This is a genomic window from Streptomyces sp. NPDC087901 (genome assembly GCF_044742205.1).
GTDB lineage: Bacteria > Actinomycetota > Actinomycetes > Streptomycetales > Streptomycetaceae > Streptomyces.
The window spans coordinates 271,015-286,819 of the sequence record NZ_JBIUUC010000002.1 but is presented as its reverse complement, the minus strand read 5'-3'; the positions used below and the strand labels follow the sequence as shown (position 1 = coordinate 286,819).

Below are 15,805 nucleotides of genomic sequence, written 5' to 3'. Positions count from 1 at the left end.
GTCACTATGCAAACCGACACGTCAGCCGATGGCGATGCGCGGCCATGATCCTGTCCATCGTGGCGCGCGGTACCGAGACACAAACCGCCGTCGCACCGCTCCCGTTGACATGAAGGAAGATCCCGGCTCAGCGTCCCGGAGTGGCAGGCCGGCGGTTGAAGTTGATGACCAGTGCCTTTGCGTACTGTGTGCTGCTTCCGAGTCTGACCAGGTGACGCCGAGCATCCGGAACGGAGCGGAGTCACGGGCGGTCAGGGTGTGGCGGGTCCGGCCGGAGGCGGAAACAGCGACGGTGTGCACGGTGCCTGTGCGAGCGGGCGTGGGCGACGTGCTCGATGCGGCGGGCTGGCCGGCGGTCGGCGCGGCAGAGCTCAGCACGACGGTCGCCGCCACACCGAGGTACGCGGGGCGCGGGATGGGATGGAGGGCTTCATGATTCTCCCAGTGCCGGCTCAACCACGTCGGTGGTGTTCTCGGGGCCCGGCAGTTCGCCCTGGCAGGTGGCGCGCCCGTACGAGCCGTAGGCGGTCGCGGTCTGGACGTGCCGTCCGCGCACGGCGAGGGAGCAACGGGCCTGCCCGCCCTCGGCATCGAGCGTGATGGTGACGATGGGCGACTTGCCCAACGGGACGCGCACGGTCTTCTTCCACGGCAGGGAGACCCGGCGGGCCACGACGGCCGTTCCGGATTCACTGCGGGCCTGATAGGTCAGGTCGGCGGTTCCCTCACCTGTCACCTCGTACGTCACCGCAGCCGTCGGCCGCTTCGGTTCGGCGCTCCGCTCCTCGGTGTCGAGGACTCCGTACAAGACGAGGCCGGCGCACGCGGCGAGGAGCAGGGCCCCGACGGCCACGCCGCGCCGGTCGACGCGCCGGCCGGCCGCGCTCCCGGATTGCGGCGGTTCCGCCTCCAGGGATGCGGGATCCGGCGCCGGGCGGTCCGTCGCCGAGGATTCCGGCTCTTCGATCGGTGGCATGCGGCGTCCCGGCTTTCCTGAGGCGTTGTTCGACTCCGCGCTATTGCTCAGCCGCGGGCTGGGCGGTTATACCCCAGGTGCAGCCCGCAATTCCACTGCAAGGAAATAGCGGGCGAATCACCCTCGAAATCCGGGGTCAACTGTCCGCATTGTGCCGTGGCTTGACGTGCATGCATTTCGGTGACTAGACATCACCCGCCTCCGCCGAGCGACAACTCGCCCGGGTGAACGCCGTGTTCACAGGTGGGCCCAATCATGCATCCGGTCGGCCCGAGCCGACCGGCGGTTCGGCGTGTCCGCATTTCCCCCTGGCGCCCAGCCTTTCGCGCGCGGGGGCGCGGAGCGCCGTAATGGAAAGGGAATCAGGACGTGAAAGTCCGATACGGGAGACTCGTCTCCTGCATGGCCGTCGCCGCAGTGGTGAGTACGGGGCTGCCCCAGCTCGCCTATGCGGCTCCGGCCTCATCCCCTGGCCACGACAGTGGCAAGGGTGTGGTCGACACCATCAAGGGATGGTTCTCCGACGACGACGGCGACGGCGCGTCTCAGCCGTCGGCGGGTGGAAAGCTGGCGGTCCCCAGCCGTGAGAAGCTGCCGAAGGGGAAGGAATCCGCCTCGGCCCGCCGCGTCAAGGAACTGGCGTCTCGGCGTACCGAGCACGCACGGTTCTGGGAGTTGTCGGACGGCCGTGTCCAGGCCGAGGTTTCGGCGGTGCCGACCGGGTACGAGGCCGGCAAGGGAAAGACGAAGTCCTGGAAGCTGATCGACACCGGTGTATCCACCACGGACGCCAAGGGATTCGATTTCTCCAACACGTCCAATTCGGCTCGCAGCTGGTTCGGTTCCGACCCCGGAAAGCTGCTGAAGTTCCAGGCCGGCGAGGACGGCCCCGCTGTCACCCTGGGGCTGGAGGGCGCGGAACCGAAGTCGGTGAGCCCTGCGGCGAAGGGCTCCACGGTCACGTACGAGGACGTGGCTGCGGGTGGCGCAGATCTGCAGTACCAGGTGGGCCCGGGCCATGTGAAAGAGAACATCCTCCTGTCCGAGGCACCCACCGGGCCGGTGTCGTACACCTTCACCCTGGACGCGGGCGGCCTGACACCGAAGGCCCGCAAGGACGGGTCCATCGCGCTGTACGGCGAGCTGCCGAACACGCCGGTGATGACGATCCCGGCCGCGTACATGACGGACACCCGCAAGGACGCCTCCTCGCCCTACGGGCTCACCTACAGCTCCCGGGTCGGTCAGAGGCTGGTGCGGGACGGTGACGACTGGAAGATCGTCATCACGCCGGACGCGAAGTGGCTGGCGTCGGGCAAGCGCCAGTACCCGGTCACCATCGATCCGACGATCACCGTCATGCCGACGGCCGCGCAGTCGCAGGACACGATGGTCCTGTCCGACCAGCCCTCGGCAAACTTCAACAACACCTGGAAGTTGTCCGCGGGCAAGACCGACACGGGTATCTCCCGCTCGCTGATCAAGTTCCCGATCAGCGAGATCCCGACCGGGACGAAGATCGACACGGCGCGTCTGGAGATGTACTACGACCAGACGCACACCACCAACGCGAACGATGTCACCATCGAGGCGCACCGGGCGACGGGTGCCTGGGACGAGTCGACGGCGAACTGGTCCAACACCAGCGCCCTTTCCGGCGAGTTGTCAGGAACCACATACCAGATCGACGACGGTGACGCCGGCACGGCCGCGGTGGGCGAGTGGCCCAAGGCCGCTACAACAGGCGGTGCCGCCACCGGCGACGACTACGCATACAACAAGAACTCCGCCACCGGCGAGACGTACGCGTGGCAGCCGCAGATACCCGAGACCGCGTCCTACCGCGTCGAGGCGCACTTCCCGCCCGCATCCGACGCGGCGACCGCCGCCCCGTACACCATCAGTCACCGCGACGGCACCGCGACCGGCACGGTCGACCAGACCGGTACCGCGGCGGCGTGGAAGACCGTCAACAGCACGCAGTACTACTTCGCCCGGGGCAACGAGGGCAAGGTCGTCCTGGGCGACACCGGATCGTCCACCACGCGCAACATTGCCGACTCGATCCGGTTGGTGAACCCTGCCCAGATCGTCAAGAACACCGGCGAGTACAACGCGTGGCACAAGTTCCCGGTGACCGACACCGTCCAGAAGTGGCTCTCGGGCACCGCCGTCAACCACGGGTTCGTGCTCCAGGCCAAGGACGACACCGTAGCGGGCACCCTGACCGGCGGCCCCCGCTACGAGGCCGGCGACGGCTCCACGTACGGCGACGAGACGGCCGGCTTCCCGCGGCTCACGATCACCTACGGCAAGATCGGCTCCGCGCTGAACTCCCCGACGGTCGTCCACGACACCGGCCCCGAGCTGAGCTGGTCCGCGTACTCCAACAAGTCCGGCGACACCGGCCAGGACATCGTCGAGTACCAGCTGCACCGCTCCACGCAGCAGGTGTTCACCCCGTCCGCCGCGACACTGGTCGCCCCCGTGGACAAGGCCGCGACCGCCTACACCGACACCACCGCCACGCCGACTCCCCCGACCTCGGCGGAGGAGATCAGCCGCACGTACTACTACCAGATCGCGGTGAAGACGAAGGACGGCTCGGTCATCGGGTCGCCCACCCGCGTGGTCGGCGTTCCCAAGTCCGGCCGCACGATGAAGCTGGTCCAGGGCACGGCCGGCGGGGTCACCGACACCACGCTCTCCTCCCAGCAGCCCACCACCAACCAGGACACCATCCAGTCCTTCGGCGTCGGCCAGAAGTGGCTCAGCGTCGGCAACAACTCGGGGACCTACGGAAAGACCCGCACCGCCCTGAAGTTCCCCACGGCTTCCATCCCGCCGACGGCCACCGTCCTCGAGTCCAAGCTGTACATGTGGGGCGCGGAGACCACCACGGACACCGACGGTGCGATCTACGAACTGCACGGCCTCACCAAGGACTTCGCGGAGACGACATCGACGTGGAACAGTGCCGCCGCCGGCACCGCCTGGACCGCACCGGGCGGTGACTTCTCCGGAACCGTCTCCGACACCGTCGCACAGGTCGAGGAGGTCGGCCGCCACTGGTGGGACGCCACCTCCCTCACCCAGGGCTGGGTCAGGACACCGACCAGCAACAAGGGCGCCCTCGTCAAGCTGAAGGACGAGACGACCGCCGGACCGCAGGAGCGCACCCTGTTCCTCGCCTCGGAGGGCGAGGACCAGCAGCTCGGCCCGCTGCTGCGCGTCATCTACGTGGACGCCACCACGGAGAACACGTACTACGCGCCTCAGACACCCGCCCGCATGACGCCGAACTCCACGTACACGGTGGACATGACGGTCACCAACACCACGTCCGCGGCGTGGGCGGCAGGTGAGCGGGTCCTGTCGTACACCTGGAAGCTCCCCGACGGGACCGACGTCACCAACGGCGGCAACCAGGTCAAGACCGCGGTCCCGGCCCTCGCCCCGGCGGCGTCCACGACGGTCAAGGCCCAGGTCAGTACGCCGATCAACTCCGACTCCGGCAACAAGCGCACCGAGTACGTACTGGGCTGGGACATCCAGAAGGTCTCCGACAGCACCTGGCTGTCCGCCGGAACCGGCGGCATTCCCTCGCTGAAGCAGAACGTGGCGGTGGAGGATCCCACCTCCAACGCGCTGGGCCTGGAGAAGTTCTACTCGTACACGGGCAAGAACACGGGTGCCGGCTCGACCGTGATGAACAATCTGGCGGCGGGCAACTCCGTCTGGTCGTACAACGCCTTCACGAACCCGGGCCGCGGCCTGACCACGTTCGCACGGTTCTCGTACAACTCCCTCGACACCTCGGACACGGTGTCCGGCGCGGGCTGGTCGGCGCAGGCAGCAGGGCCGGTCCGGCTCGGCGCCCCGCTGGACTTCCACCCCAACCCCAGCCCGACGGAGATCCGCCTCCCCGACGGGGACGGCACCACGCACGTCTTCCGGAAGCAGCCGGACGGCACATGGAAGGCCCCTGCGGGCGTTCACTACAAGGTCACGATGAAGTCGGGCCTGGACTGCACCCCGAACAAGGACCCGGTCCCCGACGCGTGGACGCTGACGCGCCCTGACGGCACTCGGTTCCTGTTCGGCTGCGACGGCTACATGACGTCTGCGATCGACAAGAACGGCAACACGCAGACGTACACGTACGAGGAGCGCAAGTCCAACAACAAGCCGACGAAGTTCCTCACGTACATCACGGACCCGGCGTCACGTCAGTCGTTGACGGTCGACTACTACAAGAAGGGCGACGCGTCGTACGACTACATCGACGACACGGGTGCCAAGGTCACCGGCACGAAGCTCAGCAACTCCAAGATCTACGACCACGTGAAGTCCATGACGGACATCTCGGGCCGCAAGGTCTCCTTCTACTACACGGACAAGGGCCTGCTGGGCCAGTTCGTGGACGGTGACGGATCGGCGCAGCCGAAGGTCTTCACATTCACCTACGACGCCACGCAGGGCAACAAGAACGTCAAGCTGGTCAAGGCCACCGACCCCCGCGGCAACGCGACGTCGATGGCGTACTACGCGCCCTCGACCGGCGACGACCCGAAGTACCACTGGTGGACGAAGACCGTCACCGACCGCCTCGCCGGTGGCACGGGCTTCTCGTACGCGGTGAACGCCACGAACGCGAAGTTCACCGACGCGACGGTGACGGACGCCGAGTCACACGCGACGAAGTTCGTCACGGACGACTTCGGACGCCCGGTGCAGACGACGAACGCGAAGTCGCAGGCCACCAAGATGGCGTGGGACGCCGACAACAACGTCACATACCTGGAGGAGGCGAACGGCGCCAAGTCCGCCTACTGCTTCGACCAGAAGACGGGCTTCCCGCTGTGGTCGCGCAATCCGGAGAGCAACAAGGCAGGCGTCCCGCCGCCCTCGGACTGCGCGCCGGGCACCTATCCGGCGGACTCGCAGCAGTACACGTACCAGACACGCCTCGACGGCTTCTCGGCCGACCTGTTCACGAAGACGTCGCCCGAGGGCCGCAAGTGGCAGTTCGGGTACGACTCGTTCGGCAACCTGAAGACGGTCACGGACCCGAAGGGCGTCGCCACGGCGACGGCCGGGGACTACACGACCGCGTACGAGTACGACGCCTACGGCCAGGTGGCCAGGACGACGGATGCCAACGGGCATGCCTCGACGAACAGCGACTTCGGTCCCACCGGCTATCCGAAGACCATGACAAACGCGCTGAACAAGTCGACGACGTACGTCTACGACGAGCGCGGCCAGGTCACCGAGGTCACCGACGCACTGGGCAAGAAGACCACGCAGACCTATGACGTCTACGGCCGTCCGCTGGTCAGCACGGTTCCCAAGGACCAGAACGCGGGCGAGCTGATCACGGCTCCGGCACCCGTGTACGACGCGAACGACAACACCACGAAGACCACCGCGCCGGACGGGGCGGTGTCGACCGCGGTGTACGACAGCGCGGACCAGATCACGTCGGCGTCCGCGCCGGCGAACAACAACACGAGCCCGCGCACCTCGACGTACACGTACGACAAGGTCGGCAACCTGAAGACCACGACCGAGCCCAAGGGCACGGCCACCACGTCGGACGCCACCGACTACATCGCCACCAACTACTACGACGAGATCTACCAGCTGGCCTCGGCGGTCAACGCGGCCGGTGACAAGGTCAGTTACGTCTACGACAAGGTCGGCAACGTCACCACGGTCGTCGACCCCAAGAAGAACGCCACCGCGGACACCACCGACTACACCACCAAGAAGGACTACGACCTCAACCACCGTGTCGTCCAGGTCACGGACGCGGCCGGGAAGTTCACCACGCAGACCTTCGACAAGGACGGGCTGACCCTCTCCACGACGGACAAGGAGAACCGGTCCACCACCGTCACCTATGACGAGCGTGGCAAGAGGACCGAGGTCAAGGCGCCCTACGACGGCACCAAGACGCGGGCGACGAAGTACGAGTACGACCAGGTCGGTAATGCGACCAGGGTGACCACGCCGCGCGGCACGGCCACGGCCGCGGCCGACGACTATGTCACCCGCACCGAGTACGACGCCCTCAACCGGCCGGTCAAGCAGTACCAGCCCTACGATCCGGCCGACAGCCGCTACAAGGACCCGAACGTCTACACGCGCACGGACTACGACGCCGTGGGCCGCGTCTCCAAGACGTCGATGCCGCCGTCCGAGGGCGAGAGCATCCGCAACGACACCTCCCAGGACTACTTCGACAACGGCTGGGTGAAGAAGTCCACCGACCCGTGGTCGATCGTCACGGACTTCGACTACGACAAGCTGGGCAAGCAGGCCACCCGCACCATCTCGGCGGCGGAGGGTTCGGCCAACCGCACCATGACGTGGTCGTACTACCCGGACGGGTCGCTCAAGAACCGAGCGGACGACGGCGTCCCGGTCGGCCAGGCAGTCGTCCTGGTCGACAACTCCGACACCCAGAACACGTCCTCCACCGGCACCTGGACACCGGCGGACGCCGCCGGGCAGCACGGCTACGACCACCGCACCCATGCGGCCGGCGCGGGCACCGACGCCTACACCTGGACGCTGAACATACCCAAGGACGGCAGCTACACGGCGTATGTGAAGTACCCGAAGGTGACCGGAGCCGCCACCGCGGCGAAGTACACGCTCACCCACGGCACGACCACCGAACCGGCTGTCACCAAGGACCAGAACGCAAGCACTGGCACCTGGGTGGGGCTCGGCACCTACACCCTCGAGCAGGGTGAGGACGCCAAGCTCAGGCTGGACCAGAACAGTGCCGGGACCGTCGTCGCGGACGGCGTCAAGCTGGTGCGCAGCACCGCCGGCGAGAGCGACAACGAGAAGCACGACTACGCCTACACCTACGACCTCAACGGCAACCTGACCAAGATCGACGACACGTCGTCCACCGCGAAGATCGACGCCTACACCGTCTCCTACACGGGCCTGAACCAGGTCGCGAAGGTCACCGAGGCGCTCGCCGGACAGGACAAGAAGTCCACGACGTACACGTACGACGCCAACGGCCAGGCCGACACGGTCACCCACCCCGACCAGTACTCCAAGTACAGCTACGACCTGCGGGAACTGGTCAGGACGGTGACGGTCGGCAAGACGGCCACGGACGCCGATCCGAAGGTCACCTCGTACACGTACACCGACCGCGGCCTCAAGCTGAAGGAGACCAAGGGCAACGGCAACACCGTCGACTACACGTACTACGCCGACGCCGCGCCGAAGACCACCACCGAGAACAAGCCCAACGGCACCCTCGTCTCCTCTCACACCTACGCCTATGACGCCAACGGCAACAAGGCGCAGGACCTCACGAAGAAGATGAACGCCGACAACCGCTCGGCATACCTGTCATCGACCACGGACTACACCTACGATCCCGTGGACCGGCTCGCCAAGTCCGTCAAGACCGGCACCGGGGCCGGCACCGAGACGTACGTCCACGACGACAACGCCAACGTCATCGGCCAGACCGTCAAGGGCGTCACCACCACCTACGAATACGACCGCAACAGGCTGCTGACCGCGAGCAGCGACGGAAGCACGGCGAACTACACCTACGACCCGTTCGGCCGTCAGGAAACCACCACCAGCGGTGGCAAGGTCATCGACCGGAAGGTCTACGACGGGTTCGACCACGTCGTGGAGTCCCAGAAGGCCGACACCACGGGGGCGCTGAAGTCCACCACTTACGTCTTCGACCCGCTCGACCGCACCTCGTCAAAGACGTCGGACGGCAAGACGACCGATTTCGACTACCTCGGCCTGTCCAACGAGGTACTGGACGAGAAGGTCGGCAGCGACCTGACCAAGTCGTACCAGTACAGCCCCTGGGGCGAGCGTCTGTCGCAGATCAAGCACAACGACGACGGCACGACCGAAGACGGCTACTACGGCTACAACAGCCGCACCGACGTCGAGACGCTGACCGACGAGAACGGCGACTCGAAGGCGACGTACGGCTACACCGCCTACGGCACCAACGACGACTCCGAGTTCACCGGTATCGACAAGCCCGACGCGGCCGACCCCACCAAGGAGGAGTACAACCCCTACCGCTACAACGCCAAGCGCTGGGACGCCCAGTCGGGTACGTACGACATGGGGTTCCGCGACTACAGCCCCGGGCTCAATCGGTTCACCACCCGTGACATGTACAACGGAGCCCTCGCCGACGTGAGTCTCGGCGCGGACCCTTACACGGGCAACCGGTACGCCTTCACCGGCGGCAACCCGGTGAGCCGGACCGAGCTCGACGGCCACGACTGGCTCGACCCGATCAAGAACTTCTTCTCCGGTGGCGCGAAGGTCGCCACGAAGGCGCCCAAGGGCGTGTTCACCGCGGTCGAAGTCTTCCTCAACGGCATCGGGTGGAACACGCCCACCGCGCCCAACGGCGTCGAGTCGGACCCCGGGGACACCCCGGACTACAACAAGGGACTGCTCCTCAAGCCGGACTCCAAGAAGGAGTGGCAGCCGGCCGACACCCTGTTCCCGTTCACCCGTGACGACTGCGCGGCCGGCCAGAGCATGACGTACTACGCGCCGCTCGACAAGCAGGGCAGGGCCCAGGGCGCCTACGCGTGCCTCACCGCCGGTGGCTTCAACTACACGGACAAGGAGGGCAACACGATGCTGAACACACCGGACACGGAGATCATGGGCAGCAACGCGCCCTGGCCCCCGTCCACACCGGGATTCTTCGAGAACGCGCCGCCCGGCTTCAAGCTGGGGAACAAGCCCCAGATGAACCGCGGACACCTTCTCGCCCGTCAGCTCGGAGGCAGCGGCACGGACCGGCGCAATTTGGTCCCGCTGTACCGCACTGCGAATTCCCCGGAGATGTCGACACAGGAGCAGAAGATCGCAGACTCTATCGCCGCGGGAAATACCGTCTACTACTCCTCCGTTCCGGTATGGGGCAGCGATAGCAATCCCATTCCGCTCGGTGTTACCATGACCGCCTATACGTCCACCGGGGCCAGAATTGTCGATCAGACAATTTGGAACAGGCCCTGACAAAGGCGTAGTCAGTATGTAAGTCGCGTGGAGGGGTGCACATGGAATGGGTCGAACGCCTGGTGACGGTCACGGGCTGGGACGGCGAAGTCGGCGAACCCGACTGGTCCGGCACCGAGGAATTCCTGGGCACCCCTCTCCCCGATGATTTCAAGGAACTGCGTCGGCGTTTCGCGCCCTGGGGCGCGTTCAGCGACCATCTCCTGGTCCTGGAGGCGAACGAGGATTCGGAGTCGGTGCGCGCCAACCACGCGACACTGCTCAAGTCGGTATCGACGAACCCGGACAACCGGCGGATGTTCGACCCCGCCGGCCTTCTCGGCGCGGATGAAGGAAATTCAGGAACGGGTCTTGTGCAATGGGGCTACTCCTTCATCGAGGAGGAGTACTACTGGCTGGCCAACACGGCACAGGACCCGGCCACATGGCCGGTGATGGCCCGCGTGGACCCGCTGGAGCCATTTCAGCGTTTCGACATGTCGGCCTCGGAGTTCGTCTGCCGCGTTCTCACGGAGGCTGAATTCGCGCCCTTCGGTGTCGCATCGTCGATCCCCTCGCCCTATTACCGGGCGCTTTGATCCTGACCGCCGACCGGACCGTTCGATTCCGCTGCCCGCCCGGTTCATCCCGGGCGGGCAATGACGCCTGCGATGTCAGGTTGGCGCCCTGCCGGGAAACGATCGGTGAGGCGGAGTGGACGAGCCCTGAAGTCGGCGAGGGCCTCCCTCGCCAGGTCGGGAAGGGGAGGCTGCCGCTCGCCGGCACGGGACTTCGCCGCACTGGTACGGGCGGGACGTCCGACGCACCGCCGTCCTTCTATGCGGCAGCACGGCCCGCTGGACCTGAAACACGGCACTGGTCGCCGGCCCATCGCCCGTGATGGATGGAGTCTGCGAGGGCAGGGTGGAGAGGCCGGATCAGCACACACCAGAAATGCTCCACGACGCGATGTCCGTCGTCGCGAGGCCCTTGTCCGTGACGTGCGAGTAGCGACCCTGCGGTTGACCGCATCCCCCTCACGGACGATCAGGCCGCCCGTCTTCAGATGCTCGATGCGCAGGGTCAGGCCCGCGCGTCATGGCCGCAGTCGGCAAGTCGGCCCGCCGACGACCGGAACGGATCCCCCGGCCGACGCGGGGTGGTCAGCACGCCGAAGCCCTCACGGACAGATCGTGCCGATCGATCGGCAGCATGCCTGAACCTGTAGCGCAGGGACGAGCGGTGGAGCCGCGCGAGGAGGGGAGGAGTCCGGCTCGGGGCGCGGCTGCGCCGCCGGGTTTCACTTGTGAGAACGCCGCCTCAGCGCCTTGATCACCACGACTGCGAACAGCACGGCCGCCACGGGTGCCGCAGCCTTCCTGAGCAGGACGGGCAGCGCGGCCGCGCCGAGATCGATGGCCTCCGGCTCGGGTCCGAGCCTGCCCCGGAGGGTTTCCGTGGCGCTCGTCGTGGGCGTCGGCGACGAGCCAGGACCGGCATCCCGCAACAGCTCTTCGAGCCGGGTGGCGAACTGCTGGACGATGCGGTCGCCGACCTCGGTCATGATGCCCCGGCCGAACTGCGCCGGCCGGCCTGTGATGTCGAGGTCCGTGCGTACGCGCACCACCGTGCCGGCCGGAGCCGCGCTCAGCGTCGCGGTGACCCTGGCCGACGCGGTTCCCGCGCCCCGGGTCTCGCTTCCGCTGAGGTCGAGGAACATCGACCGGGCGGATCCGTCGCGGGTGACGGTCCCCTCTCCGCGGTAACTCATCTGAACCGCGCCGACCTTGACCTTGACGCGGCCGGTGAAGGAGTCGCCGTCGAGGGTGTCCAGTACGGCGCCGGGCATGCAGGGCGCGACCCGGTCGAGGTCCTGGAAGAGTTTCCAGGCGTCGTCGAGGCCGGCGGGGACGGTGAAGGAGTGGTCCAGTTGCATGGTTGTCCAATCAAAGGGCGGCCGGCTTTGGATGCGGAGCCGGTACAGGTGTCGGGCGGACTCAGGCGTCGGCTGCCGCACGGATCAGCGCGCGCACCCGGCTCGGTGACAGGGGGCCGCGGCGTACGACCGCACCGAAGGGGCGCAGCGCGTCCTCGACGGCGTTGGCAAGTACCGCCTGGGGTGCGATCGCACCGCCCTCGCCGAGTCCCTTGACGCCGAGGTCGTTCATGGGGCTCGGGGTGAAGATCTCGTCCATGTCGAGGTCGGGGATCTCCGAGGAGGTGGGCACCAGGTAGTCCATGTAGGTGCCGGTGCGGGGCTGACCGTCGGGGCCGTAGATCATCTCCTCGTACAGCGCTCCGCCGATGCCCTGCGCGATGCCGCCGGTGACCTGCCCTTCCGCGATCATCGGGTTGACGATGTTGCCCGCGTCGTGGACGACGACATAGTGCAGGATCTCGGTCTCGCCGGTGTGTTCGTCGACCTCGACGACGGCTGCGTGCGCTCCGCTCGCGACCGCGAAACCCGGTGGGCGGAAGTGCACGGTCTCGCTGATCTCGGTGCCGTGCCGGCCGTCGGTGGGTTCGGGGATGCCGGGCAGCGGTGCCTTCCCGGCCAGTTCCGCCAGGCTGATGGACGGGCCTCCCTGCTCCTTGGCCCGCACGACGCCATCGCTCAGGTCCAGGCCGTCCGCCGCGACCCCGAGGCGCCGGGCAGCCGCTTCGACGATCCTCTCGCGGACGAGCCGGCCGGCCCGGTGGGTGGCGTTGCCGGCGTTGACCAGGGCACGGCTGGCGATGGTGCCCACGCCGAACGGGGTGGCATCGGTGTCGCCGCCGACCACGTCGATGACATCGAGCGGCACTCCGATGGCGTCGGCGGCGATCTGCGCCATCGAGGTGCGATGCCCCTGTCCCTGGGAGGGGGCGCCGATGGCGAGCCGTACCCGGCCGCTGGGGGCGATGTCGATGCGGGCGGTCTCGAACGGCCCGAGGCCGGTTGCCTCTATGTACATGGCAAATCCGATGCCGACGCGCTTGCCGTCGCGGGCGCCTTCGCGTTGTCGCTCGCGTACCAGCTCGACGTCGGCCTTCGCGACGGCTCGGCGCAGGAGTTCGGGGAAGTCCCCGGAGTCGTAGGACTGCGGACTGCCCGAGCGGTCCACCAGGCCGGTCGCGTACGGCATCTCGTCGGGCCGAACCAGATTGCGGGCCCTCAACTCCTCCGGATCGATGCCCAGTTCCGCGGCCAGCCGGTCCATGGCCCGTTCCATGGCGAATACCGTTTCCGGGCGTCCGGCGCCCCGGTAGGGCGTGGCGAAGGTGGTGTTGGTGAGCACGCCGACGACATCGATGTGCACGTTCGGGATGCGGTACGGGCCCAGGAGGTGGCACAACGAGTTGTACGGCACGACCAGGCCGGTCATGTTGTACGCGCCGAAGTTGACGGTGATCCGGTCGCGTACGGCGATGATGCGGCCTTCGGCGTCCGCGGCGAGTTCGATGCGGTGGATCTGTTCACGGGCGTGCGAGGAGGCGGTGAGGTTCTCGTTGCGGTCCTCGCGCCACAGCACGGGGCGCCCGAGACGACGGGCGGCGTGCGGGATGAGGAGTTCCTCGACGTAGAGGATGCCCTTCTGGCCGAAGCCTCCGCCGACGTCGGCCGCGATGACGTGGACGGCGGCGGATTCCAGGCCGAGGGTGTGGGCGATGGCGTCCCGGAGCCGGTGCGGGGTCTGGGTGCCCGACCAGACGGTCAGCCGGCCGCTGTACGGATCGACCTGGGCGGAGATCGCGCGGGTCTCGATCGGCGAGGCGACGTAACGGTGGGCGTCGAAGCGCTCGTTCACCACGGCGTGCGCGCCGGCGAACGCCTCTTCCGGGTCACCGACGCGGGCGGCGACGGTGACCGCGGTGTTGTCCGGCAGCTCCTCGTGCAGCCGGATCGCGCCGTCGGTCAGGGCGTGTTCGGGGTCGACGAGCACCGGCAGCGGGGCGTACCGCACCTCGACGAGTTCCAGGGCGTCCTCGGCGAGGTAGCGGTTCTCGGCGAGGACGACGGCGACGGGCTGGCCGACGTAGAGGGCCTTCTCGCGGGCGAGAAGGGGCATGGGGGTCATCCGGACCAGCGGGTCCAGGAGTTCGGCGAGGCCCGGCGGGGTGCGCAGTTCCTCCTTGTTCAGCATCGCGGGCAGGTCCGCCACGTCGTCGCCGGTCCACACGGCGACGACGCCGGGCGCGGCCAGGGCCGCGGTCACGTCGACCGACTCGATGCGGGCGTGGGCGTGGGGGCTGCGCAGGAAGGCGGCCTCGACGGCGCCGGGGAGGGCGACGTCGTCGACGTAGCGGCCGTTGCCGCGCAGTAGCCGGTCGTCCTCGACACGTGGGACGGAACGGCCGATCCAGCTGCCACTGCCGGACTGGGCAGGGTCGGAAGTGTGGGACATGCTGGTCACTTCCCGAATCGCTCGTCGAGTGCCTGGCACACGGCACGGCGGATGTTGCGGTAGCCGGTGCACCGGCACAGGTGCCCGCTGAGCGCGTCGGCGACCTGTTCCTTGTCGGGCCGCTCGGGCTGCTCGGTCAGGGCGGTCGCCGTCATGACGAATCCGGGTGTGCAGAAGCCGCACTGCATGCCGTGGCACTCGTGGAAGGCCCGCTGCACGGGGGTGAGCGGGGCGTCGTCGGGGGCGAGGCCCTCGACGGTGCGGAGCTCGGCCCCGTCGCACTGCACGGCCAGGGTCAGGCAGGCACGCACCGGCTCGTCGTGGACGAGGACGGTGCAGGCCCCGCAGACCCCGTGTTCGCAGCCGACATGGGTACCGGTGAGACCGAGCCGGTCGCGCAGGAAGTCGCTGAGCAGCAGCCGCGACTCGACCTGGGCGGTGACCGGCCGTCCGTTGACGGTGAGGCTGATCGCGTGCCAGGCGGAGGGCTCGGCGAGCGGCGGTGTGCGCGCGGCGAGCGGGGTGGGGACGGAGGGGGTCATGAGCAGCGCTCCCAGGCGGTGGTGCAGGCGCGGACGAGAAGGTGGGCGGCGCCCTCGCGCCGGTACTCGGCGGTGGCGTGGATGTCGTCGGCAGGGGCGAGGCCCGACAGTGCGGCGCGTGCCGCGGCGGCGAGGGCCTGCTCGTCGATGTCGCTTCCGACGAGCGCGTCCTCGGCGGCGTGCAGCCGTACCGGGACGGATCCCGCGCCGCAGAAGACCACCCGGGCGGCGCGGGCGGTGTTCGTGGCGGTGTCGCGTTCCAGGACGACGGCCACACCGACGGTGGCGAAGTCTCCGTGTCTGCGGGTCAGTTCTTCGAAGGCCCAGCCGTGGTGCGCCGGGGGCGGCGGGAACACGACCTCGGTGAGGAGTTCGTCCGCCTCGACGGCCGTGGAGAAGGTGGCGACGAAGAAGTCCTCGGCGGTGACCGTACGAGTGCCCCGCGGCCCGGTGATCACGAAGCCGGCGTCCAGGGACAGTGCCGCGGTGGGGAGTTCGGCAGCCGGGTCGTGGTGGGCGAGGCTGCCGCATACGGTGCCGCGGTTACGGATCTGAGGGTGTCCGATGTGGCCGATCGCGGCGGCCAGGAGCGGCCATCCGCCCCGTACAGCGCTGTCCGCGGCGGCGTGGGCCTGCCGTACGGCGGCTCCGATGCGGAGGTTGCCCGACCCGTCCACATGGAGGCGGCCGAGTTCGGGGATCCGCGTGATGTCCACGAGCAGCCCGGGTCTGGCGAGACGCATGTTCAGCATGGGAATCAGGGACTGGCCGCCCGCGACGACCTTGGCCTCCCGCTCCTCGTCACCGAGGAGGGCGACCGCTTCGCCGACGGTGCTCGGGGCTGTGTAGTCGAAGGATGTGGGTTTCAA

The 15,805-nt window shown here is 67.9% G+C and carries 7 protein-coding genes and 1 pseudogene; 2 read left to right on the top strand and 6 right to left on the bottom strand.

Features of this window, described 5'->3' with window-relative positions; translation table 11 throughout:
- Window positions 1-4: 4 nt before the first annotated feature.
- Window positions 5-190, bottom strand: a pseudogene (locus ACIOEW_RS06785) (hypothetical protein); the annotation flags it as partial.
- Window positions 191-430: 240 nt separating this feature from the next.
- Entirely contained in the window at window positions 431-976 is a 546-nt protein-coding gene (locus tag ACIOEW_RS06780; protein ID WP_401961983.1) for a hypothetical protein, read from the bottom strand.
- 402 nt (window positions 977-1,378) lie between these two features.
- Here ACIOEW_RS06780 and ACIOEW_RS06775 point away from each other — a divergent pair, with 402 nt between their 5' ends.
- Complete coding sequence (locus ACIOEW_RS06775) at window positions 1,379-10,030, top strand: DNRLRE domain-containing protein (RefSeq protein ID WP_401962949.1); 8,652 nt, start codon at window positions 1,379-1,381, stop codon at window positions 10,028-10,030.
- 41 nt (window positions 10,031-10,071) lie between these two features.
- Entirely contained in the window at window positions 10,072-10,608 is a 537-nt protein-coding gene (locus ACIOEW_RS06770; protein WP_362548854.1) for a hypothetical protein, read from the top strand.
- Window positions 10,609-11,309: 701 nt separating this feature from the next.
- Here ACIOEW_RS06770 and ACIOEW_RS06765 read toward each other — a convergent pair.
- From ACIOEW_RS06765 to ACIOEW_RS06750, 4 genes are all read right to left on the bottom strand, one after another.
- Window positions 11,310-11,945 carry an SRPBCC family protein gene (locus tag ACIOEW_RS06765; RefSeq protein ID WP_401961980.1) on the bottom strand — a complete coding sequence of 212 codons (636 nt, stop codon included), beginning with the start codon at window positions 11,943-11,945 and terminating at the stop codon, window positions 11,310-11,312.
- Window positions 11,946-12,006: 61 nt separating this feature from the next.
- The gene (locus ACIOEW_RS06760) at window positions 12,007-14,394 is read right to left on the bottom strand and encodes a xanthine dehydrogenase family protein molybdopterin-binding subunit (RefSeq protein ID WP_401961978.1); all 2,388 of its coding nucleotides are present in this window, start codon (window positions 14,392-14,394) and stop codon (window positions 12,007-12,009) included.
- Between the two features lie 5 nt (window positions 14,395-14,399).
- Window positions 14,400-14,936, bottom strand: coding sequence for a (2Fe-2S)-binding protein (locus tag ACIOEW_RS06755; RefSeq protein ID WP_401961975.1), 537 nt, complete (start codon window positions 14,934-14,936; stop codon window positions 14,400-14,402).
- Window positions 14,933-15,805 carry an FAD binding domain-containing protein gene (locus ACIOEW_RS06750; protein WP_401961972.1) on the bottom strand — a complete coding sequence of 291 codons (873 nt, stop codon included), beginning with the start codon at window positions 15,803-15,805 and terminating at the stop codon, window positions 14,933-14,935. Before ACIOEW_RS06750 ends, ACIOEW_RS06755 begins: the two co-directional genes overlap by 4 nt.